This is a genomic window from Flavobacterium sp. ZB4R12 (genome assembly GCF_048276375.1).
In the GTDB taxonomy this organism is placed as follows: Bacteria; Bacteroidota; Bacteroidia; order Flavobacteriales; family Flavobacteriaceae; genus Flavobacterium; species Flavobacterium gawalongense.
The window spans coordinates 71,802-94,231 of sequence record NZ_JBLNKS010000004.1; the positions used below are offsets into that span (position 1 = coordinate 71,802).

At 34.5% G+C, this 22,430-nt stretch carries 20 protein-coding genes; 10 read left to right on the forward strand and 10 right to left on the reverse strand.

Annotated elements, in window-relative coordinates; all coding sequences use genetic code 11:
* The first annotated feature begins 2 nt into the window (after window positions 1-2).
* Window positions 3-314 (forward strand): DUF3467 domain-containing protein, encoded by a 312-nt coding sequence (locus ACNO7W_RS03915; protein ID WP_143386194.1) that lies wholly within the window; start codon window positions 3-5, stop codon window positions 312-314.
* Window positions 315-655: 341 nt separating this feature from the next.
* Entirely contained in the window at window positions 656-1,015 is a 360-nt protein-coding gene (locus ACNO7W_RS03920; RefSeq protein WP_417937100.1) for a hypothetical protein, read from the forward strand.
* A gap of 86 nt (window positions 1,016-1,101) precedes the next feature.
* On the opposite strand, the gene ACNO7W_RS03925 is transcribed toward ACNO7W_RS03920, so the two are convergent.
* Together ACNO7W_RS03925 and ACNO7W_RS03930 are read right to left on the reverse strand one after the other, a co-directional pair.
* Window positions 1,102-2,691 (reverse strand): peptide chain release factor 3, encoded by a 1,590-nt coding sequence (locus ACNO7W_RS03925; RefSeq protein WP_417937101.1) that lies wholly within the window; start codon window positions 2,689-2,691, stop codon window positions 1,102-1,104.
* Between the two features lie 218 nt (window positions 2,692-2,909).
* Window positions 2,910-4,352: an alpha-amylase gene (locus tag ACNO7W_RS03930; protein ID WP_417937102.1), complete on the reverse strand. Its 1,443-nt coding sequence runs from the start codon at window positions 4,350-4,352 to the stop codon at window positions 2,910-2,912.
* Window positions 4,353-5,388: 1,036 nt separating this feature from the next.
* Here ACNO7W_RS03930 and ACNO7W_RS03935 point away from each other — a divergent pair.
* The 7 genes from ACNO7W_RS03935 to ACNO7W_RS03965 all read left to right on the forward strand — a co-directional run bounded on the left by ACNO7W_RS03935 (window position 5,389) and on the right by ACNO7W_RS03965 (window position 16,179).
* Entirely contained in the window at window positions 5,389-6,816 is a 1,428-nt protein-coding gene (locus tag ACNO7W_RS03935) for a peptidylprolyl isomerase (RefSeq protein ID WP_417937103.1), read from the forward strand.
* A 78-nt stretch (window positions 6,817-6,894) separates the two neighbouring features.
* Window positions 6,895-7,848, forward strand: coding sequence for an AAA family ATPase (locus tag ACNO7W_RS03940; protein ID WP_144065065.1), 954 nt, complete (start codon window positions 6,895-6,897; stop codon window positions 7,846-7,848).
* Window positions 7,849-8,204: 356 nt separating this feature from the next.
* Complete coding sequence (locus ACNO7W_RS03945) at window positions 8,205-10,976, forward strand: bifunctional aconitate hydratase 2/2-methylisocitrate dehydratase (RefSeq protein WP_417937104.1); 2,772 nt, start codon at window positions 8,205-8,207, stop codon at window positions 10,974-10,976.
* 128 nt (window positions 10,977-11,104) lie between these two features.
* Window positions 11,105-13,372: an aconitate hydratase gene (locus tag ACNO7W_RS03950; RefSeq protein ID WP_143386203.1), complete on the forward strand. Its 2,268-nt coding sequence runs from the start codon at window positions 11,105-11,107 to the stop codon at window positions 13,370-13,372.
* A gap of 200 nt (window positions 13,373-13,572) precedes the next feature.
* On the forward strand, window positions 13,573-13,893 hold the full coding sequence (locus tag ACNO7W_RS03955; RefSeq protein WP_417937105.1) for a panthothenate synthetase: 321 nt from the start codon (window positions 13,573-13,575) through the stop codon (window positions 13,891-13,893).
* Between the two features lie 124 nt (window positions 13,894-14,017).
* Window positions 14,018-14,233, forward strand: a complete 216-nt coding sequence (locus tag ACNO7W_RS03960; RefSeq protein WP_417937106.1) for a hypothetical protein — start codon at window positions 14,018-14,020, stop codon at window positions 14,231-14,233.
* A gap of 410 nt (window positions 14,234-14,643) precedes the next feature.
* A complete protein-coding gene (locus tag ACNO7W_RS03965; RefSeq protein WP_417937107.1) occupies window positions 14,644-16,179 on the forward strand; it encodes a LysM peptidoglycan-binding domain-containing protein in 1,536 nt (511 codons plus the stop codon).
* Between the two features lie 72 nt (window positions 16,180-16,251).
* Here the strand turns inward: ACNO7W_RS03965 and ACNO7W_RS03970 are convergent, their stop codons facing one another.
* Together ACNO7W_RS03970 and ACNO7W_RS03975 are read right to left on the reverse strand one after the other, a co-directional pair.
* Window positions 16,252-16,710 carry a VOC family protein gene (locus tag ACNO7W_RS03970; RefSeq protein ID WP_417937108.1) on the reverse strand — a complete coding sequence of 153 codons (459 nt, stop codon included), beginning with the start codon at window positions 16,708-16,710 and terminating at the stop codon, window positions 16,252-16,254.
* Between the two features lie 44 nt (window positions 16,711-16,754).
* Window positions 16,755-17,807 carry a glycosyltransferase family 9 protein gene (locus ACNO7W_RS03975; RefSeq protein ID WP_417937109.1) on the reverse strand — a complete coding sequence of 351 codons (1,053 nt, stop codon included), beginning with the start codon at window positions 17,805-17,807 and terminating at the stop codon, window positions 16,755-16,757.
* Between the two features lie 410 nt (window positions 17,808-18,217).
* Between ACNO7W_RS03975 and ACNO7W_RS03980 the strand changes: the two genes are divergently transcribed.
* A complete protein-coding gene (locus tag ACNO7W_RS03980) occupies window positions 18,218-18,445 on the forward strand; it encodes a CDGSH iron-sulfur domain-containing protein (RefSeq protein WP_417937110.1) in 228 nt (75 codons plus the stop codon).
* A 275-nt stretch (window positions 18,446-18,720) separates the two neighbouring features.
* On the opposite strand, the gene ACNO7W_RS03985 is transcribed toward ACNO7W_RS03980, so the two are convergent.
* From ACNO7W_RS03985 to ACNO7W_RS04010, 6 genes are all read right to left on the reverse strand, one after another.
* Window positions 18,721-19,587, reverse strand: a complete 867-nt coding sequence (locus ACNO7W_RS03985; protein ID WP_417937111.1) for an alpha/beta fold hydrolase — start codon at window positions 19,585-19,587, stop codon at window positions 18,721-18,723.
* A 108-nt stretch (window positions 19,588-19,695) separates the two neighbouring features.
* On the reverse strand, window positions 19,696-20,478 hold the full coding sequence (locus tag ACNO7W_RS03990; protein ID WP_417937112.1) for an alpha/beta fold hydrolase: 783 nt from the start codon (window positions 20,476-20,478) through the stop codon (window positions 19,696-19,698).
* A gap of 28 nt (window positions 20,479-20,506) precedes the next feature.
* Complete coding sequence (locus ACNO7W_RS03995; protein ID WP_417937113.1) at window positions 20,507-20,824, reverse strand: cupin domain-containing protein; 318 nt, start codon at window positions 20,822-20,824, stop codon at window positions 20,507-20,509.
* Window positions 20,825-20,827: 3 nt separating this feature from the next.
* Window positions 20,828-21,091: a nicotinamide mononucleotide transporter gene (locus ACNO7W_RS04000; protein WP_417937114.1), complete on the reverse strand. Its 264-nt coding sequence runs from the start codon at window positions 21,089-21,091 to the stop codon at window positions 20,828-20,830.
* Between the two features lie 134 nt (window positions 21,092-21,225).
* Complete coding sequence (locus tag ACNO7W_RS04005; protein ID WP_417937201.1) at window positions 21,226-21,474, reverse strand: ester cyclase; 249 nt, start codon at window positions 21,472-21,474, stop codon at window positions 21,226-21,228.
* Window positions 21,475-21,634: 160 nt separating this feature from the next.
* Complete coding sequence (locus ACNO7W_RS04010; RefSeq protein WP_417937115.1) at window positions 21,635-22,216, reverse strand: Crp/Fnr family transcriptional regulator; 582 nt, start codon at window positions 22,214-22,216, stop codon at window positions 21,635-21,637.
* Between the last annotated feature and the right edge of the window lie 214 nt (window positions 22,217-22,430).

Genomic DNA, 22,430 nt, shown 5'->3' on the forward strand with positions numbered 1-22,430 from the left:
ATATGAGTAATTCAAATCAACAACAAGAACAGATTAACATTGAGTTAGACGAAAAAATTGCCGAAGGAATTTATTCCAATTTGGCAATAATAAATCACTCTTCATCAGAGTTTGTTTTAGATTTTGTAAGCATCATGCCCGGTATTCCTAAAGCTAAGGTAAAATCAAGAATTGTCTTGACACCACAACATGCTAAAAGATTGTTGAAAGCAATTGGAGAAAACATTCACCGTTTTGAAGTCGCTAATGGCGAAATAAAAGACACTGAACAAGCACCAATTCCGCTTAATTTTGGTCCTGCGGGACAAGCATAATATTCTTTAAAAAAGGCTCCATTTCTGGAGCCTTTTTTATTTTATCAAAATGTAAATTTGGATATTACTATTGTTTTTTAAAATCAATAATAGGGAATTTATATGGTTTCTTCTTTTGTAATCCCTATTGTCCTTGTTATAACACACAATTTTTATTTCTTAAATTTTATTTACAAATTGATAGTAACTGACCATTAAATCTCATGCATGAATTACAAATTTGTGCTTTAAACGATTATTAAGGTGCTTCATCGAAAATATTTTTTATTGAAAATTTAATGATTTAGTTTCGTCTAAGAATAAGGGAAACATCTTATTAAATTTAATAAAAACAAATTGTTATGAAATATTTTTCTTTAAAATCAAATAAAAAATCCGTTATGAACGGTGTCATTTTGTTTGTTTTTATTTTAGTATCAAATACTTCTGTTTTTGCTCAAGCTACAAAAAATGTGGTTGATATAACTACAATTCAAGTTAACGGTAATACAAAACAAGAAAATGTTTCAACAAGTACTTCTTCTAATAATATGAACTTTGTACTATGGTTTATGGGTTCGAAACAAGATCCAAACAGTGCAATTTCTACAGAAGGAACAAATACAAAAAAACAAGTGATTACTTCTGGAACGGCTCCAAACCGTTTGCTGATAAAAGCTTTTTTGAAAAAAGCAGTAGATCTAGAAAGTATGATTGCTTAATCTTAAATTAATTTTTAATTGATATAAAAAAAACGCTAATTTTTAAATTAGCGTTTTTTTATGCAAATATTTTATAAGGATATAATTTACTCAAATTCTGATGTAAAATACAATTTAACGTTTGGATATTTATTCTGTGTCATTTGAATGGTAAAATCTGAATCAGCTAGAAATACTAATTGCCCGTATTTATCATGTGCTAAGAATTTTTGTTTAATCCTTCTAAATTCTTTAAACTCATCACTTTTTGGGTCATTTGGCTTCACCCAACATGCTTTGTGAACCGGGAAATTTTCATACGTACATTTTGCGCCGTATTCATGCTCTAAGCGATATTGAATAACCTCATATTGAAGCGCACCAACAGTTCCAATAATTTTTCTGTTGTTCATTTCCAGTGTAAATAACTGCGCGACACCTTCGTCCATCAACTGATCAATTCCTTTGTCAAGTTGTTTGGCTTTCATTGGATCGGCATTATTGATGTATCTGAAATGTTCCGGAGAGAAACTTGGTATTCCTTTGAAACTCATGATTTCCCCTTCTGTCAAAGTATCTCCAATTTTGAAATTTCCAGTATCATGCAAACCTACAATATCGCCAGGGTAAGAGATGTCTACGATTTCTTTCTTTTCGGCAAAGAAAGCATTCGGACTGGAGAATTTTAAATTCTTTTTTTGACGAACGTGATAATAGGGTTTGTTTCTTTCGAAAGTTCCCGAAACAATTTTTATAAAGGCCAAACGGTCTCTGTGTTTTGGATCCATATTGGCATGGATTTTAAAAACAAATCCAGTCATTTTTTCTTCTTTCGGATCAACTAATCGTGTTTCTGATTCTTTAGGTCTTGGTGATGGAGCAATTTCAACAAAACAATCCAATAATTCTCTTACTCCAAAATTATTTAATGCCGAACCAAAAAATACAGGTTGTAATTTCCCGTCTAAATAATCCTGACGATCAAATTTAGGATATACTTCATCTATCAGTTCTAATTCTTCACGTAGTTTATATGCTGGTTTTTCACCAATAATCTTTTCTAATTCTGGATTTTTAACATCTGAAAAAGCAATTGTTTCTTCGATATTCTTGCGGCTGTCACCACTAAATAAGTTGATGTTTTCTTCCCATAAATTATAAATTCCTTGAAAATCATAGCCCATTCCTATAGGAAAACTTAGCGGAGTAACGGTTAAGCCCAGTTTTTGCTCCACTTCATCCATTAAGTCAAAAGCATCTTTTCCCTCTCTATCTAATTTATTAATAAATACGATAATTGGAATTTTACGCAATCTACAAACTGCTACTAATTTCTCTGTTTGTTCCTCAACACCTTTGGCAACATCAATTACAACAATAACGCTGTCAACAGCTGTTAAGGTTCTAAAAGTGTCCTCAGCAAAATCCTTGTGTCCGGGAGTATCGAGTATGTTTATTTTTTTGTCTTTATAATTGAAAGCCAAAACGGATGTGGAAACCGAAATTCCTCTTTGGCGTTCAATTTCCATAAAGTCACTGGTAGCGCCTTTCTTGATTTTGTTGTTTTTTACAGCACCCGCTTCTTGAATAGCACCACCAAAAAGGAGGAGTTTCTCAGTAAGTGTTGTTTTTCCGGCATCAGGATGTGAGATAATCCCGAAAGTTCTTCTGCGTTGTATTTCTTTTAAAAAGCTCATATTTAATGTAAAATAGTTTGCAAAAGTACTATTTATAAATGCCAATTAAAAAAAATGTATTACCTAAAAATACCTTTACAATGTCTTTGCCTCTAGTGTAGTATTTTTTTGTCCTAGAATTATGAGTATTAATTTTGTTTCGGTCTATAGTTTTAATAAAAAAAGAGGCTATCGTGTTAGGATAGCCTCAAATATAAAAAACAAAAACAAACAAACTATTACATGTTTATTGACCAAACAGTATACCCATTTGGTGGACATTGAATTTTAACCCATTTATCTCCCTGAGTTGTAGGAAACCAAGTTGAATTACCTGTAAAATCTTTGATTTGGGCATTAGCCCAGTTCGTCTGAATCCATCTTTCTTGCCAAGTTGATGAGTTATTAATATAAACTATTAATCCTGGATTTCCATTATAGCCATTTCTTCTGGCGATATATTCATCGGTATCGGTATATAAAATAGAAGTGGTTCCTGTAGCTTTGTTATTGTGAATCCAAATTAGGTTGTTCATTTTTGTTTTATTCAACCATTCTTCATAATCTCTGTAGAAAATAGTAGGATACCCTTCATGCGTTAAAATATAAGCATAGGCTAACTCTTTTTTCCAAATTTCATCGGTGTCGTGGTTGGTAACGAAAGTAACCGCTTTGTACGGGTTTCTTTTCCACATCATGTCATCATTCAAAAGATTAAGGTTGTTTCCGTCAAATGCGTCGTTCATTTTATAATAACAAGCAAAATCAAAAACTGAACTATTGGCATTATTCGCCCACCATTCCAATGTGTTTACGTTTGAATCCCAATATTCTCCAACAGAGAAGCCGCCAACATTGGTATTCCAATCCTTCACTACCCAAGGACCAAAACCTTTTACGTAGTCAAATCTCCAGCCATCAAAATGCATGGTGTTTTTATAATATTTTCCCACGCCATCTGCTCTTTTCCAAAGCCAATCTTGTACATTTGGTACAACATGCGCTAAGTCTGGAAATCCTCCAAAAGCTCCTTCGTCATTATTGGCATAGGAGTTTTTATAAAAATCAGCGCTGGTTCTAGGGAATTTTCCTGAAGCTACACCAGTAAAATTTGTCCAAGTTTGTGTTCCTGTAAAGGGATTGTTTTCTAATTGACCGCCACTATTGTGATTAATTACAATATCAGCATATACTTGCATGTTTTCAGTATGTACTTTTGTTATCAGACTTTCCAATTCAGTACGGGAACCAAATCTGGTTTCTACAGAACCATTTTGATTGTAATCACCAAAATCAAAATAATCAGTAGGGTCATATCCCATAGAAAATGCTCCATTTTGTGCTTTTGATACCGGAGGAAGCCAAATAGATCCAATACCTGCATTAGACCATTCGGTTACTTTGGTGTTGACGGTATTCCACCAGTTTCCGCCCGAAGGCACATCCCAATAAAATGCCTGCATCATAACGCCACCCCCAGGATTTGCGACATATTTCCCTGTTAATGAAGTAGTCGTTTTTCCAGTGCTGAATGGATGTCCATCATGATGGGTTACGTCAATTACTTTGAATTGTGAAGCTGCTGCTGCGGAATCGGTTGCCAGATCGTCATTTGAATTACACGAGTACAAGCCAACGAGTAAAGCGGATAATAGATAAATTTTAAAATTTTGTTTTTTCATAAAATGAATAATTTAGGTTAGATAATAGTAGCAATTAAAAATAGAATGCGATTTAAATTCTAGGGTTGATTTTTTGTTTATCTGCTTGTTGTAAAATTTGAAATGAATTTTGTTTTTATTAAAATCGAAATAAATGAATTAAAAAAATAACATAAATTTATTTTTATATTCATTTTTTATATAAAATGGCACTTTTTTAGCTAATTTATGCAAATTCTTACACGACCCACATGGGAACTCTTTTAATTCTTTGCGAAAACGTTGTAGTGTTGAGAACTTTTTGAATACGGTCCTTAAAATGAGAATTTTAGTAGCTTTTTGAGGTCATTGTTTAATCATTTTTTCTGTATTAAATAGAATATGACTATCCGTAATGCGGACTAAAATCATTTCGAATATAATTTTCGTCGTTTGTACATTTATAAAGCATAAATATTAGCCCACAGATTGTACAGATTGTACAGATTATACCGATTTACACGGATTTTTTTACTTGGTGAATCAAACAGTTATTTAAATCTGTGCAAAATCCGTTCAATCCGTGTTATCTGTGTACCATATTTTATCCTTTGGAACATATTGCGGACTGTCATAAAATAAAAAGTAGTTTGATAATTCTAAGGGATAATACAGAATCCAATCGAAAAGGTGTTGGAGAATAAATAATCTGGAAAAGATCAAAAGCTAAAAAAATAAAAGCGAGTCCATTTAAATAGTTGTATTTGTAAAAATTGAACAGGATTTTAAATCATTTTATCTGTAAAGCACAGCTTCCATTAGATTTATAAAGTAATCAAGGCAATAAATAAATGCGTTTATAAATTTTTGTTAATACTAGTAAGGAAACTTGTATTATGTAATTGAATTGTTATTTTTGTTCGTTTTAAGTTTAAAGAAATGTAAGTAATTGTATTGTGAATTCAATTCGTTTCTTGATTCTTAAAGTGTATATTTGGCCAAAATTAAAAAGGTCTTATCAAAACAGATTTGAAGACAGAAAAATAACGATAGTTTACGATAAAAATAAATTTAAAAAATGCCATTAAAAACAATACAAATGAGATTCATAAATAATAAAATTGTACTTACTTTTTGTTTTATGTTTTTTTTAAGTGCTATTATGAGTGCTCAGGAGATCATAAAAGACAGTGCAGTTGTTACTGTTGTTAAAACATCATCTAATCAAAAATTAAAAATTGACGGTGTTATTGCTACAGTTGGTGATTACATCATATTAGATTCAGATATTGATAAATCTTATTTGGAAATTTCAAGTCAAGGTGGTTCTGTAAAAGATATTACAAGATGCCAGATGTTAGGAAAATTACTGGAAGATAAATTGTATGCGCATCAAGCGATACAAGACAGTATCAAGGTAACGGATTCTGAAGTTAAAAGCATGATGGACGATCGATTGAACTATATGGCAGAGCAATTAGGATCTATGGATAAAGTGGTGAAGTATTACAAGAAAAATTCTGAAGAAGAATTCAGAACTTATTTCTTTGATATTTTGAAAGAACAGAGGCTTACTTCAGAAATGATGAAGAAAATTATTGATGAAGTAGAAATTACGCCTGAAGAAGTGCGTAATTTTTTCAAAACAATACCCGTAGCTGAGCTTCCTCTTTTTGGTGCCGAAATGGAAGTAGCGCAAATTGTGATTACTCCTAAAGTTTCTGATGCAGAGAAACAGAAAGTGATAGACAAACTCAATGGTTTCAAAAAAGAAATTCAAGAAGGTTCCAGTTTTGCCACAAAAGCAGTTTTGTATTCACAAGATCCAGGCTCGAGAGCAACAGGCGGTTTTTATAAAATGAATCGTAAAACGCCATTCGTAAAAGAATTTAAAGATGTAGCTTTTGGTCTTGCCGAAGGAGAAATATCAGCTCCTTTTGAAACGGATTTTGGGTATCACATTATATATGTAGAAAAAATAAAAGGACAAGAAATAGAATTGCGTCATATTTTATTGACTCCAGCTGTGTCTGAAGAATCGTTGAACGAGGCGAAAGAAAAAATTGCTTTAATTCGAAAAAGAATTGTGGATAAGGAAATCACTTTTGCGGAAGCAGCAAGAACGTTATCTGACGAAAAAGAAACCAGAGCAAACGGTGGAGCTTTAATCAATCCAAAAACACAAGATGCCCGTTTTGAATTAACAAAAATGGATCCTAGTTTATACAGCCAGGTTTCAAATTTGAAAGAAAATGAAATTTCAGCGCCATTCATGGAAGATGAGCAAGGAAAGAAAAAATTCAAGTTGATTACCGTGACCAATAGAATAAACGAACATACGGCTGATTATGCTAAGGATTACATTAAAATTAAAGATTTGGCATTGAAAGAAAAACAAATCAAAGCCATCGGAAAATGGTTTGATGAGAAAATTAAAGAAACCTACATTAAAATTATAGGGGAATACAGAGATTGTACTTTTACAAACAACTGGTTAAAAAAATAATTTTTATAAAATAAATAAAAAGAGTTAGCTTTATGAATTCATAAAGCTAACTCTTTTTAATTTAAAATACATTTCAAAATGTCTGACGTAGCAGCAATACATAATTTAGTTCAAAAACGAAATGAACTAAAAAACGAAATAGCAAAAATCATTGTAGGACAGGATGCAGTGGTGGATCAAATTTTGCTTTGTATTTTTTCTGGTGGTCATGCTTTGTTGGTAGGAGTTCCTGGGTTAGCGAAAACATTAATGGTAAATACTTTGGCGCAAGCCTTGGGTCTAGATTTCAAAAGAATTCAGTTTACTCCGGATTTGATGCCATCGGATATTTTGGGGAGTGAAATATTAGATGAAAGCCGAAAATTTAAATTTATAAAAGGACCCGTTTTTTCGAATATTATTCTGGCAGACGAAATCAACAGGACGCCGCCCAAAACGCAGGCAGCTTTACTTGAAGCCATGCAGGAGCGTTCTGTTACTATTGCAGGTGAGAATTATAAATTAGATTTGCCGTATTTTGTTTTGGCAACTCAAAATCCTATTGAGCAGGAAGGAACTTATCCTTTGCCTGAAGCGCAGTTGGACCGATTCATGTTTGCCATAAAACTCGAATATCCTTCTTTTTTAGAAGAAGTGCAAGTGGTAAAGCGTACGACTTCCGATTTGAACAATACGATAAATCCGTTGTTTACGGCACAGGAAATTACCGACTTCCAACATTTGATTCGTAGGATTCCTGTCGCTGATAATGTTATAGAATATGCGGTAACGCTGGTAAGTAAAACACGACCGGATAATCCGCTGTCCAATGAATTTGTAAAAAACTATCTGGATTGGGGAGCTGGACCAAGAGCTTCACAAAATTTAATTTTGGCTGCCAAAGCCAATGCCGCTTTCAACGGAAAGTTTTCACCGGATATCGAAGATGTAAAAGCCGTGGCAACCGGAATTTTGCGTCATAGAATTATAAAAAATTACAAGGCTGATGCGGAAGGAATTACAGAAGAAATGATTATTGATAAATTGATGTAAGTATTTGTTTTTTTACGTGTAATTTGTTTTTTTTGATGATTGCAAAATCACATATTTAGTATTGTAATTTCAGAATTGAAGCAAACGAATCAAAAACGGGTCGATTTTTTTGTCTTGTTAAGTGGTAATTAGATAAATAATCATTGGGATACTTAGAATTTTTTAATAAAAATCACATAATTTCATTTATTTGTAATTATAGTGTTTCAGTTCGTATCTTCTGCTAAATTCTTTTTAATTCTCATCATAAATTCTTTAAATTTGCACCACAAATAAATAAAAAAAACTAAATATTATGGCTTTTTGATTTTAAAATAATCAAGGAAATCTGCCATTAACATTGAAAAGACATCATTATGAACACTTATAACGATTACATCAAGGAGATCGAAGAACGAAAAATTCAGGGACTTCACCCGAAGCCAATTGATGGTGCCGAATTGTTAAGCGAAATCATTGCGCAAATTAAAGATTTAGATAGCGAATATCGAGAGGATTCTCTTAATTTTTTTATTTACAACACTATACCTGGAACTACTAGTGCAGCTGGTGAGAAAGCTGAATTTTTAAAGGAGATCATTCTTGGTGAATCTGTAGTAAAAGAAATTACACCTGCTTTTGCTTTTGAGTTATTATCACACATGAAGGGTGGGCCTTCGATTGAGGTGTTGCTTGATTTAGCTTTAGGTAATGATGTTGCTATTGCAAAAGAAGCTGCAAAGGTTCTTAAAACACAAGTTTACCTTTACGAGGCGGATACAAATTGTTTAGTGGAGGCATTCAAAAACAGTAACGAAATCGCTAAAGAGATTCTAGAAAGTTACGCACAGGCTGAGTTCTTTACAAAACTGCCAGAAGTAGCTGACGAAATTAAAGTTGTTACTTATATTGCTGGTGAGGGAGATATTTCGACTGATTTGCTCTCTCCAGGTAACCAAGCTCACTCGCGATCTGATCGTGAACTTCATGGTAAATGTATGATTTCTCCTCAAGCACAAGAGGAAATAAAGGCACTTCAAGCACAACATCCAGACAAAAGCGTGATGTTGATTGCTGAAAAAGGTACTATGGGTGTGGGTTCATCAAGAATGTCAGGTGTAAATAACGTGGCTCTTTGGACTGGTAAACAAGCAAGTCCTTATGTTCCATTTGTTAATTTTGCTCCGATTGTTGCAGGAACAAATGGTATTTCTCCAATTTTCCTTACAACTGTTGATGTTACTGGTGGTATTGGTCTTGATCTTAAAAACTGGGTAAAAAAACTGGATGAGAATGGTGATCCTGTTCGCAATGAAAGTGGTGACCCTATTCTCGAGGAAGCCTACTCTGTTGCTACTGGCACTGTTCTTACAATCAATATAAAGGAAAAGAAACTTTATAATGGCGACAAAGAGCTGATTGATATTTCTAAGGCATTTACTCCTCAGAAAATGGAATTTATAAAGGCTGGTGGGTCATACGCTATTGTATTTGGTAAAAAGCTCCAGACATTCGCTGCGAAGGTTCTAGGCATCGATCCTCCTCTTGTATTTGCTCCATCAAAGGAGATTTCTCATGAGGGACAAGGCCTTACTGCAGTAGAAAAAATATTCAATAGAAACGCTGTTGGTACGACTCCAGGCAAAGTGTTACACGCTGGTTCGGATGTTCGTGTAGAAGTTAATATCGTAGGTTCACAGGATACCACTGGTCTTATGACTGCTCAAGAATTGGAATCTATGGCTGCTACGGTAATTTCGCCAATCGTTGACGGTGCATACCAATCTGGTTGTCACACTGCTTCAGTATGGGATAAGAAAGCTCAGGCTAACATTCCAAAACTGATGAAATTTATGAACGACTTCGGTTTGATCACTGCTCGTGACCCGAAAGGTGTTTATCACTCAATGACTGATGTAATTCACAAAGTACTTAATGATATTACTGTAAACGAGTGGGCTATCATCATCGGTGGTGACTCTCATACAAGAATGTCTAAAGGTGTTGCTTTTGGTGCTGACTCAGGAACAGTTGCTCTTGCACTTGCTACTGGTGAAGCTTCAATGCCAATTCCTGAATCAGTGAAGGTGACGTTCAAAGGAGATATGAAGGGTTATATGGATTTCCGTGATGTGGTTCATGCTACACAAGCTCAGATGCTTCAGAAGTTTGGAGGAGAGAACGTATTTCAAGGTAAAATCATTGAGGTTCACCTTGGAACTCTTAATGCTGACCAAGCATTTACGTTTACTGACTGGACTGCAGAAATGAAGGCAAAAGCTTCTATCTGTATTTCTGAAGATGATACCTTGATTGAATCACTAGAGATTGCGAAGAGTAGAATCCAGATCATGATTGATAAGGGTATGGATAATGCTACACAAGTACTGAAGGGATTGATTAATATAGCTGATAAGAGAATCGCCGAGATTAAATCAGGTGAGAAACCAGCTCTGACTCCAGATGCAAATGCGAAGTATTTCGCTGAAGTTGTTGTTGATCTTGATCAGATTGCTGAACCAATGATTGCTGATCCTGACGTGAATAATATTGATGTTTCTAAACGATATACTCACGACACCATCAGACCTCTATCTTTCTATGGAGGAGATAAAAAAGTTGATCTTGGATTTATTGGTTCTTGTATGGTTCACAAGGGAGATATGAAAATCCTTGCTCAAATGCTTAAGAACATTGAAGACCAAAAAGGTAAGGTAGAGTTTCTAGCACCGCTTGTAGTAGCACCACCTACTTATAATATCGTAGATGAACTTAAAGCTGAAGGTGACTGGGAAGTTTTACAGAAATACTCTGGTTTCGAATTCGACGATAATGTTCCTAAAGCTGCTGCACGTACAGAATATGAAAACATGCTATATCTAGAGCGCCCGGGATGTAACCTTTGCATGGGTAATCAGGAAAAAGCATCTAAAGGAGATACAGTGATAGCAACTTCAACTCGTCTTTTCCAAGGAAGAGTAGTAGAAGATTCTGCGAGTAAAAAGGGAGAGTCATTGCTTTCATCTACACCGGTTGTGGTTCTGTCAACAATTCTTGGTAGAACTCCTACAATAGAGGAATATAAAACGGCAGTGGAAGGTATCAATCTGACTAAATTTGCACCTCCTCATAAGTTGTTAATAAAATAATCACATGATTCGTTAATCATAATTCAAAAGCCCTAGTTTATAAACTCGGGCTTTTTTTTTATTGCTACTCAATTTTTTTGTATCTTGTGATGTTTTAAATAGAATAAATAATCAATTATATAAATCTTATGGCTTTTGATATTGAAATGATTGAAAAAGTGTACGCAAATATGACATCTCGTGTTGATAAAGCACGTGAGATAGTTGGTCGTCCACTTACTTTAACAGAGAAAATTTTATATAACCACCTTTGGGATGGAACTCCATCTAAAGCTTTTGCAAAAGGTGTTGATTATGTTGATTTTGCTCCAGACAGAGTTGCTTGTCAAGATGCAACAGCTCAAATGGCATTATTGCAATTTATGCATGCAGGAAAGAAAACTGTTGCAGTTCCTACAACGGTTCACTGTGATCACTTGATTCAAGCAAAAGTAGGAGCTTCAAGCGATTTAGCTGTAGCGAACACACAATCAAAAGAAGTTTTTGATTTTCTTTCTTCAGTTTCTAATAAATACGGAATTGGTTTTTGGAAACCGGGTTCAGGAATTATTCACCAAATCGTTTTGGAGAATTATGCATTCCCTGGAGGTTTGATGATTGGAACCGATTCACATACTGTAAATGCAGGTGGATTAGGGATGCTAGCAATTGGTGTTGGTGGAGCTGATGCAGTAGATGTAATGTCAGGAATGTCATGGGAATTAAAATTTCCAAAATTAATAGGTGTAAAATTAACTGGAAAACTTTCTGGTTGGACTGCACCAAAAGATGTTATCCTTAAAGTAGCTGATATTCTTACTGTAAAAGGTGGAACGGGAGCTATTGTTGAATATTTTGGAGAAGGAGCTACTTCAATGTCATGTACTGGAAAAGGAACTATTTGTAATATGGGAGCCGAAATTGGTGCGACCACTTCTACATTTGGTTATGACGAGTCGATGAGAAGATACCTTTCTGCAACTGGTCGTCAAGATGTAGTAGATGCTGCTGATAAGGTAGCTTCTTACTTAACTGCCGATCCTGAAGTGTATGCAAATCCAGAAACGTATTTTGATCAAGTTATCGAAATTAACCTTTCTGAATTAGAGCCACACATCAATGGTCCTTTTACTCCAGACAGAGGTACACCAGTTTCTAAAATGAAAGCAGAAGCTGCTGCTAATGGATGGCCAATTAAAGTAGAATGGGGATTAATCGGTTCTTGTACAAACTCTTCTTACGAAGATATGGCTCGAGCGGCGTCTATCGTGAATCAAGCTGTTGAATTAGGAATTAGCCCAAAAGCTGAATTTGGAATTAACCCAGGTTCTGAACAAATTAGATATACAATCGAAAGAGACGGAATCATCGCTACTTTCGAAAAAATGGGAACCAAAGTATTTACAAATGCTTGTGGACCATGTATCGGACAATGGGATAGAGCAGGAGCAGATAAAGGAGAGAAAAATACAATCGTTCACTCTTTTAACCGTAATTTCTCTAAACGTGCGGATGGTAACCCAAATACACATGCTTTTGTAACTTCACCAGAAATGGTTGCTGCATTAGCAATTTCGGGTCGTTTGGATTTCAATCCTTTGACAGATACTTTGATTAACGATAAAGGTGAAGAAGTAAAATTAAGCGCTCCTTTTGGTGATGAATTACCTAAAAAAGGATTTGCTGTGGAAGATGCAGGTTTTCAAGCACCGGCTGCTGATGGATCAGGAGTTCAAATTGCAGTTAGCGAAACTTCAGATCGTTTGCAATTATTGGCACCATTCCAACCTTGGGACGGTAAAAATATTTCAGGAGCTAAATTATTGATTAAAGCTTTCGGAAAATGTACTACAGACCATATCTCTATGGCTGGTCCATGGTTGCGTTTCCGTGGTCACTTAGATAACATTTCAAATAATATGTTGATTGGAGCAGTTAATGCTTTTAATGATAAAACCAACTCGGTTAAAAACCAATTGACTGGTATGTACGATGCAGTTCCTGCAGTAGCACGTGCTTACAAAGCGGCTGGAGTTCCATCTATTGTTGTGGGAGATCACAATTATGGAGAAGGATCTTCTAGAGAGCACGCTGCTATGGAGCCTCGTTTCTTAGGTGTTCAAGCAGTATTAGTAAAATCATTTGCTCGTATTCACGAAACAAACCTTAAAAAACAAGGTCTTTTAGGATTAACATTTGCTACCGAAGCAGATTACGATAAAATCCAAGAAGATGATAGTATCAACATCACAGATTTAGTAGATTTTGCTCCAGGAAAACCTTTAACCTTAGAATTCGTTCACGCAGATGGAACCAAAGATATTATCTTGGCAAACCATACGTACAACGAAGGACAAATTGGTTGGTTCGTTGCTGGTTCAGCATTAAACTTGATTGCTGCTGCTGGAAAAGCATAAGTAAATTAAATATTTATATTCAAAACTCTCAAGGTAACTTGGGAGTTTTTTGTTTTATGGGGATTTTCTTCGAAGAACGAGATTTCTCATCTGAGGTCATATTAACTTGAAGTTAAAATATTGATAATAAGTTATTTAAGATTTAAGGTGATTGCGTTATTTTGTATCTTTAGTCAATATTAATTTTAAATCCAATTGCAATGAGAATGTTAGTTAATGTTATCTTTCCTATTGAGCCTTTCAACTCAATGGCTAGAAATGGTACAGCTGGCGAAATCATCAGTCGAGTGATTGATGATATCAAACCAGAGAGTATTTATTTTTCCGAACAAGATGGTCATCGAGGTGCTATTATGGTAGTTGAAGTTCCTGATGCCTCTGCTATTCCATCTATTGCTGAACCTTGGTTTTTAAATTTTGAAGCCAATTGCGAATTTAGGATAGCGATGACTCCTGATGATTTAATGCGGGCTAATCTCAGTAAACTTGCAGAAAAATGGCATGATGTGCATGTAGTGTAAAGAAAGTGAAAGAACTAAAAGCACCACTTCATATAAAATGAGGTGGTTTTTTTGAGCTATTTCCTGCTGACCGCTTCAAGCTTTTTAATCGAATTGCTTTTTTTCAAGATAAAAAAGGAGCTTTTTGGCTACACTCTCCTTTGGAGAGGGGCTGGGGGTGATGAGGCTTGGTCGCTCTTTTTTCTCAGGAAAAAAATACAATTCCATTTCAAAAGGCTTTCCACTTTCATCAGGGCTACAAATCGGGAAGGCGAATTTCTCTGGATTTTACGATTTAAAAAAAGAAGTGAATAGTGTTATTTTAAATAAAATGGAATTTTTTGTTCTAAAAAGCCCTTAAAAATGCTGAAAAATAGGCGTTTTCTTTTTTTTAACACGTTAAAATCAAAAAAAAACATTGTTTTTTAAATTTTATAACTTAAATTAGCTTTTTTGTAGATAAATTTTTCAGCGAAGCTTTTTTTTGATTGTACATACAATTATCTCTTCATCAGAATATTTATTTTCAGCGCAACAATACATTTGGATTGTACTGCGTTACTGTTTAAGTTGCTTTTGCAATTCGAACAAAAATTCAATTAGATTTTAAAATGAATCCTTCTTGCCCTCTTTTTAAAAAGAGATAAGATTTTTTTATGATTTTTTTAAAATAAGAAATAGTTGAAAACAAACCCTGGCGAGATTTAATAATTATATCCCGAAATCGCTAAGGAGAATAAAAATGGGGTAAGTAATTTGAAATAAATGAATATGAGTTTAAGATTAGTTGTAACATTGTTTTTATTTAATAGTATTGTACTTTTTTCTCAGGAAAGCACCAAGAAACATACCATCGTAAAAGGGGAAACTATTTCGAGTATTGCGGAGAAATATGATGTAAAACAAAGTGAAATCTATAAATTAAATCCAAAAGCCAAGAATCTATTAAAACTCAATTCAGTATTATTAATTCCTGTTACTGCTCCAAAAAATACCAATACCAAATCTAAAATTGCAACAAATTATTCCGAGAAAGAACATGAAGTACTTGCCAAAGAAACACTTTACGGAATCGCGAGACAATACGGAATTACAGTAAAAGAATTAAACGAAGCCAATCCAACCTTAGAATCTTCAGGATTGAAAATAGGTCAAAAAATTACCATTCCCCAAAACGCATCTTCAACAGAAATAACAGTTCTTCCCCAATCAAAAAAAGCCTTAGCAAAAACAGAATCAGATGCTGAGTCTCAAGTGAGTGAAACTGTAATCCCAACTTCAGAAACATTTTCACGGGAAGTTTTGCCAAAAGAAACTAAGTATTCGATCACGAAACAATACGGAATCACAATCAAGGAATTTGATAAAGCTAATCCAACAATAGGCGTTAAATCACTTAGAGTGGGTCAAAAAATCAATATTCCCGGTAATGCATCTGTAATAAATGAAATGGCTGTTGTTGCGCAACAAAACAAAGAAGTGCCAAAAGAAACACTTGCGGTTATTCCTAATACATCTTCGGTTTTACCAAAAATTGAAGAAGCGGTTATTCTTCAACCGAAAATTGATTTACCAAAAACAGAATTAGTTGTTGTTCCTCAAGCAAATGAGACTTCAAATTCAACACCAGAAGTGATTGTTCGGGAAATATTGCCTAAAGAAACTAAATATGGTATTGCAAAACAATACGGAATCACGGTTCAGGAATTAGAAAAACAAAACCCAGAAATTAAAAATACGCTTCCGTTAGGTTATAAATTAAATATTCGCAAAGGTGATTCTTCAAGTGATCGTGCAGCATTTTTAAACACTGAAAACAGAAATGATGAATCTAGAAATACTGGAAATTATCGATTTCAAAATGCAATGGACGAAAGTAACAATGGAGAAATCAAAAATTTTATAAAGCCAACTTTTAGCAATGAATTTCTGGATCAATTGATTGGACGCGCTTCAGAAAATATTGGGACGCGATACCGTACAGGAGGAACCTCAAAAGCAGGATTTGATTGTTCCGGTTTAATGTGTACCACTTTTGAAGCTTTTGATATTAAGTTGCCAAGAACCTCACGGGAACAATCCGATTATGGGACAAAAATCAATACCGAAGAAGCTCAAAAAGGCGATCTGATTTTCTTTAAGACCAATGGCAGAAGCCAAATCAATCATGTAGGTATGGTAGTGGAAGTATGCGAGGGAGAAATAAAATTCATACACGCCTCAGTACATGATGGAGTGATTATTTCTTCAACTAAAGAAAAGTATTATGAGAGAAATTTTACCCAAATAAATAGAGTGGTGCAGTAATTTTACCCTTATAAAAAACGAAAACTCCCTAGTTGTCTGGGGAGTTTTCGTTTTTTAAAGGTATTTTGATTTTTAATCTTGTTTCACACTATTTACTTCAATCCAATAACCATCTGGATCCTGAAAATAAATCTGTTTGATACCATCAGCGCGAACGTTGATTTTATGAAGTGTTCCCGGCCAGTCAGAATAAGTGATTTTTAGGTTTTCCAATACTTTTACCAGTCCATCAAAGTTGATAGCTTTAAAAGCAAGATGCACGGCTTTATTTATTGTAACGGGTTCTTTAATAGTAGAAACTAAATGCAATTCTTTTCCATCTCCCAAAGAAATCCAACGAATACCTTCTTTTCTAGTGAGGTTAGTAATTTCTTGAAGTTTCAAAACGTTTGTGTAAAAATCAACCGAACGATCCAAATCTTTTACCGAAAGCGCCGCATGATCCATAGTTAAAGAAAATGAGTTGGTGTCCTGTGCCCAAATTGATCCAGTAAATACAAGTGTAAGAAGCAAAAAGAGTGTTTTTTTCATTGGTTATTTAATTTTGTTTTTCATAAGGAAAAGGTAATGCTAAATCAGTTGGCAGTAAGAATGCGATTGATGATTTTAATACAATCATCCGTATTACTGTTATTGGTGTTTATCGCCACACTATTATTGTTGTAAGGCGCATACATGTTTAGATTAGGACGTGAAAATAAACCAACGGTAGGGGTTTGCGAAGCACTGGCCAAGTGCATAATGCCGCTGTCGGCACCAATGAAAATTACGGTATTTGCAATCACCGACCCAATTTCACGAATGTCTTTACTGTAAAAGGTAGGTGCTTTAAATCCAATTTGTGAAATATTTTCAACGGGTAAAACTTCAATAATATTGTAATTTGGGTATTCCGTTTTTAATCGCTCGTAAAATTCTTCCCACCAAGATTCTGAATAGCATTTGTCATCAGTGGCATAAGTAAAAATGGAAATAGTCTTTTTCTCGTCAGTCACTATTTTTGCTACTATTTTTCGGCCTTCAGCAATTTCTAAAGGGCTTAACTTGAGGTCTAATGGTGGAACTGGATTCTCGTTTTTCTCAAACCCTAATTTGGTTAAAAAATTTCTAAATTCATACACCGGATATTTTGCAATGTGTTCATAATCGGTATATTTCAATTGAATATCTTGATCAACCTCGCCAAAAAATTTATATTTTGCATTAGCAAATTGCGCTGACAATCTTCCGGATGAAGAGTTTTTATCTACATTGATAACGATATCATAGTGTTGTTTTTTGATTTTTATCCATACTTGAAAATAATCTATTAAATGTTTGAAAGGTTTTTTAGGGAGTTCAATAATGTAATTTATGTTTTCATAATTTTGAAAAACAATGGGAGCTAAACCTCCTTTTACAAATAGATCAATTTTACACTCTGGAAAAGTGGCGATAACTTCTTGCACTAGCGGCGTAATCAACAAAAGGTTTCCTAATCTATGATTTGGCCTTGAAATTAAAACTCTTTTAATTTCAATTTTTTGAGTCAAATCAATTTTTTGATTCTTTTGTGAACTACCAATGTTTTTAGTCAGGCTGTGTGTTATTATCCTTCTATATTCATTTACTTTTTTTAAGATACTCATGCTTTTAATATTATATGGTATTGAATGCTTCTTTAGTTAAAATTAAAAAGGTTGTGAATATTCATGCGACAAAACATAAAATAATCAAACACAACCCAAAATGTACTACGTACTTGACAAATGTACAATATAGATGGAAATCATTTGGCTTATACGATAAAATAAAAAGGAACTAAGAATCAGAATTTATACTCTGTGTGAAGTCTCCTTTGTATAGAAGGGAAGTGTGGTTATAATCGATTTGGTGTCCGATCTGATTTGTTTCAGTTGGTTACTGTTGCTTCATAATTTACCTTTTGCATAATATAGAATTAATGTAAATTAGTCTTTTGCATCATAAAAAAATCGCTATTTCTAAGCTGTCAGGATATATTTTGCAATCTTTGGACTCAAAAAAATTAAATAGCATTATGAGTAAGACAAAACTAATAATTAATCGCAACGGATCTATAAAAATAGAAGGTGATTTCGAAATAATGGACTTCGAAGGTAAAGTTTATGGACTGGAGGGAAGAACCGCATTGGGTCTTTGTCGTTGTGGATTATCATCCAACAAGCCTTTTTGTGACGGTTCCCACCCCAACAATTTTAAACATGAAGCAGCAGCATTTGACTTGCCGCCAATGAAAACCAATTAAAGAATACCGTTTTCTCCTTGCAATCAATAAAAAAAGCTAAATCTTTACAGATGTAGCTTTTTTGTTTTCTTCGTTTTTAATTTGTGTATAACGTTTGGCAGCTTGGCAATGTAGCGGATTAAGGAAGCCCAAACTTTCGGTTAAACACAGATTTTCAAGTACAAAACCTGCTTCAAATTTAGCCTAAACCCGCCATATTGCCAAACTCTAGCTGTTAGCGGCAGGCTTTCGTTCAACGAGATTGTAAGTATGGTTGGGCGAACAGGTCAAATGTTTCATTGTGCCAAAAAAGGCACGACACTGAACCAAACAGCCTGAAAGTTTTCCAAGAAAACAGGATGTGTGCAGTTGGGGATAATACTTATTTCGCAGTGCGGTATCATTTGTGCTGTTGAAACAACTCTTTCTGGCGGATTGCCTGGGTCTCTGTCTCCTGCCATAATTAGTACAGGACATTTTATGGTTTCAAAAAATGTTTTATCAAGTGTAAGGTTATTATACATGTTACCAAGTTTGGTAAACATTTCTTGTAGTCTGTCTGGTTGTGGCATTAATTGAAACTGCTGTTTCCAATAAGCTGTGTCCAGAGAAACTCCTTGTTTCGCATTGAATGTAAAGTCACGCAAGCCCGGATGCAATTCAGTAGCACCAATAGCAATTAGTTTCTTTACCCTGTTTGGATACATGCTTGCTATTTTATATCCGGTATATGCTCCGTCACTAAAACCAAGTATGGTTACGCTGTCTTTCGTAACAGCATTTATAACTGATAGAACATCATTTGCCTTTTGTTCATAGGTAATGATTTCTGTTCCAAGTTCTGATTTCCCATGACCACGGGTCGAAACGGCGATGACTTGATATTTCTTTTTTAAGCTGTCAATAAGTTGAAACATTTCATAGGTAGAACCAAAAATGCCACCATGAAGAATAACAATAGGCTTTCCTTTACCATACACCTCATAATAAATCTTTGCGTCACCAGCGTTGGCATAATGACCTGCTTTGGGATTAGCACCATACGGCACTTCATTTGCAGGCGATGGTTTTGTTTGAAAAAAATGCTTAAGATGGATTGGTGTTTGTGCTTGGCTGTCGAAGCACAAAACAACGAACGCAAATAAAAATAATCTGTACTTCATTTTCAAAATCATAGTTTCTAAAAATTTAATTGTTATTAATGATTTGTTGTTGTTTGAGATTAGTAGGCTGTCCTAAATTTGCAGCAATACCAATGTTAGCGGCAGGCTTTATCCATCAATCAGATTTGAAATGAATTCTGAAGCAATTTTTAAAATAAATTCGGGAGCCTCTTTATGTGGTGTATGTTTAATATTTGGCAAAAGTATTTTTTTAGCAATTCCTGATATTTGATTTACAATTCCGTCAACTTGTTTAATTGTGCCGTATTCATCTTGTTCGCCTTGTATCACCAATGTAGGACACTTAATAGTTGGCAAAAACGGTTCAATATTCCAATTTTTATATTCTTCCATCGTCCAAGTTTCAGTCCAAGCCTTGAATACACTATCTACTTTGTTGCCACCGTGATATTTAATTAATCTTTCTCGCAGGTTTGTAGTTTTGAACGCTTCCATTGCATTATAAATTCCGTTTAGAGTAATATCTTCAACAAAAATATGAGCAGCTTCACAAATGATTGCTTTAATTCTGTTTGAATATTTACTTGCCATAATTAAAGAAATTGAACCACCGTCACTATGTCCAAATAAAATAGCGTTTTCTACATTCAACTTTATTAGCAGTTCATTTAAAATGTCTGCTTCATTTTCTAAATAATTTATCGGTCTTTTATGTGTTGGCATTGGGTCTGAATTGCCATAACCCAAACGGTCATAAACTAAAATGTTACATTCAGTTGCTTGCCCAAGTTTTTCGGGAAAGTCCCTCCATAGTTGAATAGAACCCAATGAGTCGTGCAAGAATACGATAAATGACTTGCCTGAATATGCTTGAATACATTGCACAAACAGTTTCTTTCCTTTAATTTCAACATGTTCTTCTAACCTCATTATTTTATGTTGATGATTTTCTTGTTTGTTATTTTAAATAATCTTCCCGAACGGGGCTGAAAACATCAAAAAGTTGGCAATTGGTTAGAGCCACTCCTCCATGTATTACATTGGGTGGGATGACGGCTAAATCGCCTTTTTCATAAATTTTGGTTTCATCGCCAATGGTCATTTCAAATTTCCCTTCCAGTACCTGTGTGCTTTGCTCATGTATATGATTGTGCATTGGCAAAACAGCTCCTTTTTCTACTTCCCAAAAACCAAGAGTGGTATGAAGAGTATGCACAAAACGTGCTTTGAAGCCTTTCTTAATTTCCTTTTGGGGTAATTGTTCTATTTTTATCATGTTCTAAATTTCATTTGTATTATCCGTAATGTTCGATTGGTTTTTCCATTTCAAAAAACCTCGAAGGTTCATCATAAAAAAGAAAACATTGCCAACGCTGATGCCCAAACTCTGCATCTTGAAAATGTCAAGATAAATCCAGACGACATTGGCAATGATGTAACTCACAAAACCCATTCGGTTCTTATCGCCAATTAAATAAACGGCTAAAAGGCTTGCTGCCATAGCTATCCAATCTAAGCCGTAATATTTCAAAAACGCATCCATTGTTTGAATTTTATAGTTGTGCTACTGCTCCAATTTGTTTTAATAAGCCAAGCATATCGGGTTGTCCGAATTCCTCAATAATTTGGTCACCAGACAAGCGGTAAAAGTTCATAGCTTGAACTATGATAGGTTTTTCAGTCGCTGGTACCAAAAAACGCTCCTTGATGTGTGCCTTTCATAGTGAACCTTACAGCAACTTTGTCGTTCTCTGTTATCATATCTTCGATTGTCCATTGAATGTCTGGAAACCCACTACGCATCATTGCAATAATTGTTAGATAACCTTTTTGGCCTTGAAGTGGTTCAATTTGTCCCGGGACATAAAATTTGCCACTGGACTTATTAATTGCTGAGATAAATTCTCGTCTGCTGTATTTATGAATTGTACAAACTGCTTAAAAAACTCTGTTGTTGTTGTTTCCATTTTTCTGTTTTTTAAATTGTAAGACTGATTTGTTTTACAATGCAAAGATGCTTTGCGATTGTCTCACCATCCAATAAACAAGTTTAAGAAATAGTCTTAATATAGTTTAAGGGTAAGAATTATTTAGTTAATTTTTCACCTCGTATTTTACTAAGAAATTCAGGTGTAATGCCAAGGTAGGATGCTATTTGAGTATTGGGTAACCTCAATGACAGGTCTGGGTATTGCTCTAAAAAATCTAAGTAACGTTGATGTGCATTTGAACTAAAGTTTTGTAATAACCGATTTTGAAGTTCGATAAATTTTTCTTCCACAATTACCCTGAAGTTTCTGTCAAACTTGTGTACATTAACAAACAAAAAAAGTAAATCTTTCTTTTCAATTTGTAGGATTACAGAAGGTTCAATTGCTTCAATAAAAAGCTTGCTTGGCTTTTCGGAATAGAAACTTCCTAAGTCAGCAATCCAGTCATTTTCTGCTGCAAATCTCAAATTGTGTTCCGTTCCTTTTTCGTCAATGCCGTACATTTTAAAGCAACCTTTCTCTACAAACGTGTAATGTTTGCAAACAAAGCCTTCCTGCAAAATCATTTGTCTGCGTTTTATCTGTCGTTGTGTTACTCTTGAAGTCAGCAGGCTTATTTCTTCGTCGTTTAAGGGAAGATAGTTTTTAAAATATTCAATTAGTGGTTGTACTGTCAATTTTTTTGTCTGTTTAATTACTTTTGGTGTCGCACTAAGCTTGCCGCTAACTTGTATATACCCGAAACAAACTTTCGCAAAGCATACCCTATTTGGGTGGATTGGCGAAAGTTTCTTTCGTTCTATATTTTCAAATATATTAAAATTTTCTTGAAATGGATAAATGCCATAGTTATTTCGGTCTGCGTGAGGGATGGAAGCGGCATCCTTTATT

What these genes read in the sequence shown, in the direction of transcription:
- ACNO7W_RS03980 (WP_417937110.1), top strand. Translation starts at nt 18,218, where the DNA reads ATGAGTAAGACAAAACTAATAATTAATCGCAACGGATCTATAAAAATA.
- ACNO7W_RS03990 (WP_417937112.1), bottom strand. Translation starts at nt 20,478, where the DNA reads ATGAGGTTAGAAGAACATGTTGAAATTAAAGGAAAGAAACTGTTTGTG.
- ACNO7W_RS03985 (WP_417937111.1), bottom strand. Translation starts at nt 19,587, where the DNA reads ATGAAGTACAGATTATTTTTATTTGCGTTCGTTGTTTTGTGCTTCGAC.
- ACNO7W_RS03920 (WP_417937100.1), top strand. Translation starts at nt 656, where the DNA reads ATGAAATATTTTTCTTTAAAATCAAATAAAAAATCCGTTATGAACGGT.
- ACNO7W_RS03965 (WP_417937107.1), top strand. Translation starts at nt 14,644, where the DNA reads ATGAGTTTAAGATTAGTTGTAACATTGTTTTTATTTAATAGTATTGTA.
- ACNO7W_RS03935 (WP_417937103.1), top strand. Translation starts at nt 5,389, where the DNA reads ATGCCATTAAAAACAATACAAATGAGATTCATAAATAATAAAATTGTA.
- ACNO7W_RS03970 (WP_417937108.1), bottom strand. Translation starts at nt 16,710, where the DNA reads ATGAAAAAAACACTCTTTTTGCTTCTTACACTTGTATTTACTGGATCA.
- ACNO7W_RS03955 (WP_417937105.1), top strand. Translation starts at nt 13,573, where the DNA reads ATGAGAATGTTAGTTAATGTTATCTTTCCTATTGAGCCTTTCAACTCA.
- ACNO7W_RS03915 (WP_143386194.1), top strand. Translation starts at nt 3, where the DNA reads ATGAGTAATTCAAATCAACAACAAGAACAGATTAACATTGAGTTAGAC.
- ACNO7W_RS03950 (WP_143386203.1), top strand. Translation starts at nt 11,105, where the DNA reads ATGGCTTTTGATATTGAAATGATTGAAAAAGTGTACGCAAATATGACA.
- ACNO7W_RS03940 (WP_144065065.1), top strand. Translation starts at nt 6,895, where the DNA reads ATGTCTGACGTAGCAGCAATACATAATTTAGTTCAAAAACGAAATGAA.
- ACNO7W_RS03995 (WP_417937113.1), bottom strand. Translation starts at nt 20,824, where the DNA reads ATGATAAAAATAGAACAATTACCCCAAAAGGAAATTAAGAAAGGCTTC.
- ACNO7W_RS03945 (WP_417937104.1), top strand. Translation starts at nt 8,205, where the DNA reads ATGAACACTTATAACGATTACATCAAGGAGATCGAAGAACGAAAAATT.
- ACNO7W_RS04000 (WP_417937114.1), bottom strand. Translation starts at nt 21,091, where the DNA reads ATGGATGCGTTTTTGAAATATTACGGCTTAGATTGGATAGCTATGGCA.
- ACNO7W_RS03930 (WP_417937102.1), bottom strand. Translation starts at nt 4,352, where the DNA reads ATGAAAAAACAAAATTTTAAAATTTATCTATTATCCGCTTTACTCGTT.
- ACNO7W_RS03925 (WP_417937101.1), bottom strand. Translation starts at nt 2,691, where the DNA reads ATGAGCTTTTTAAAAGAAATACAACGCAGAAGAACTTTCGGGATTATC.
- ACNO7W_RS03975 (WP_417937109.1), bottom strand. Translation starts at nt 17,807, where the DNA reads ATGAGTATCTTAAAAAAAGTAAATGAATATAGAAGGATAATAACACAC.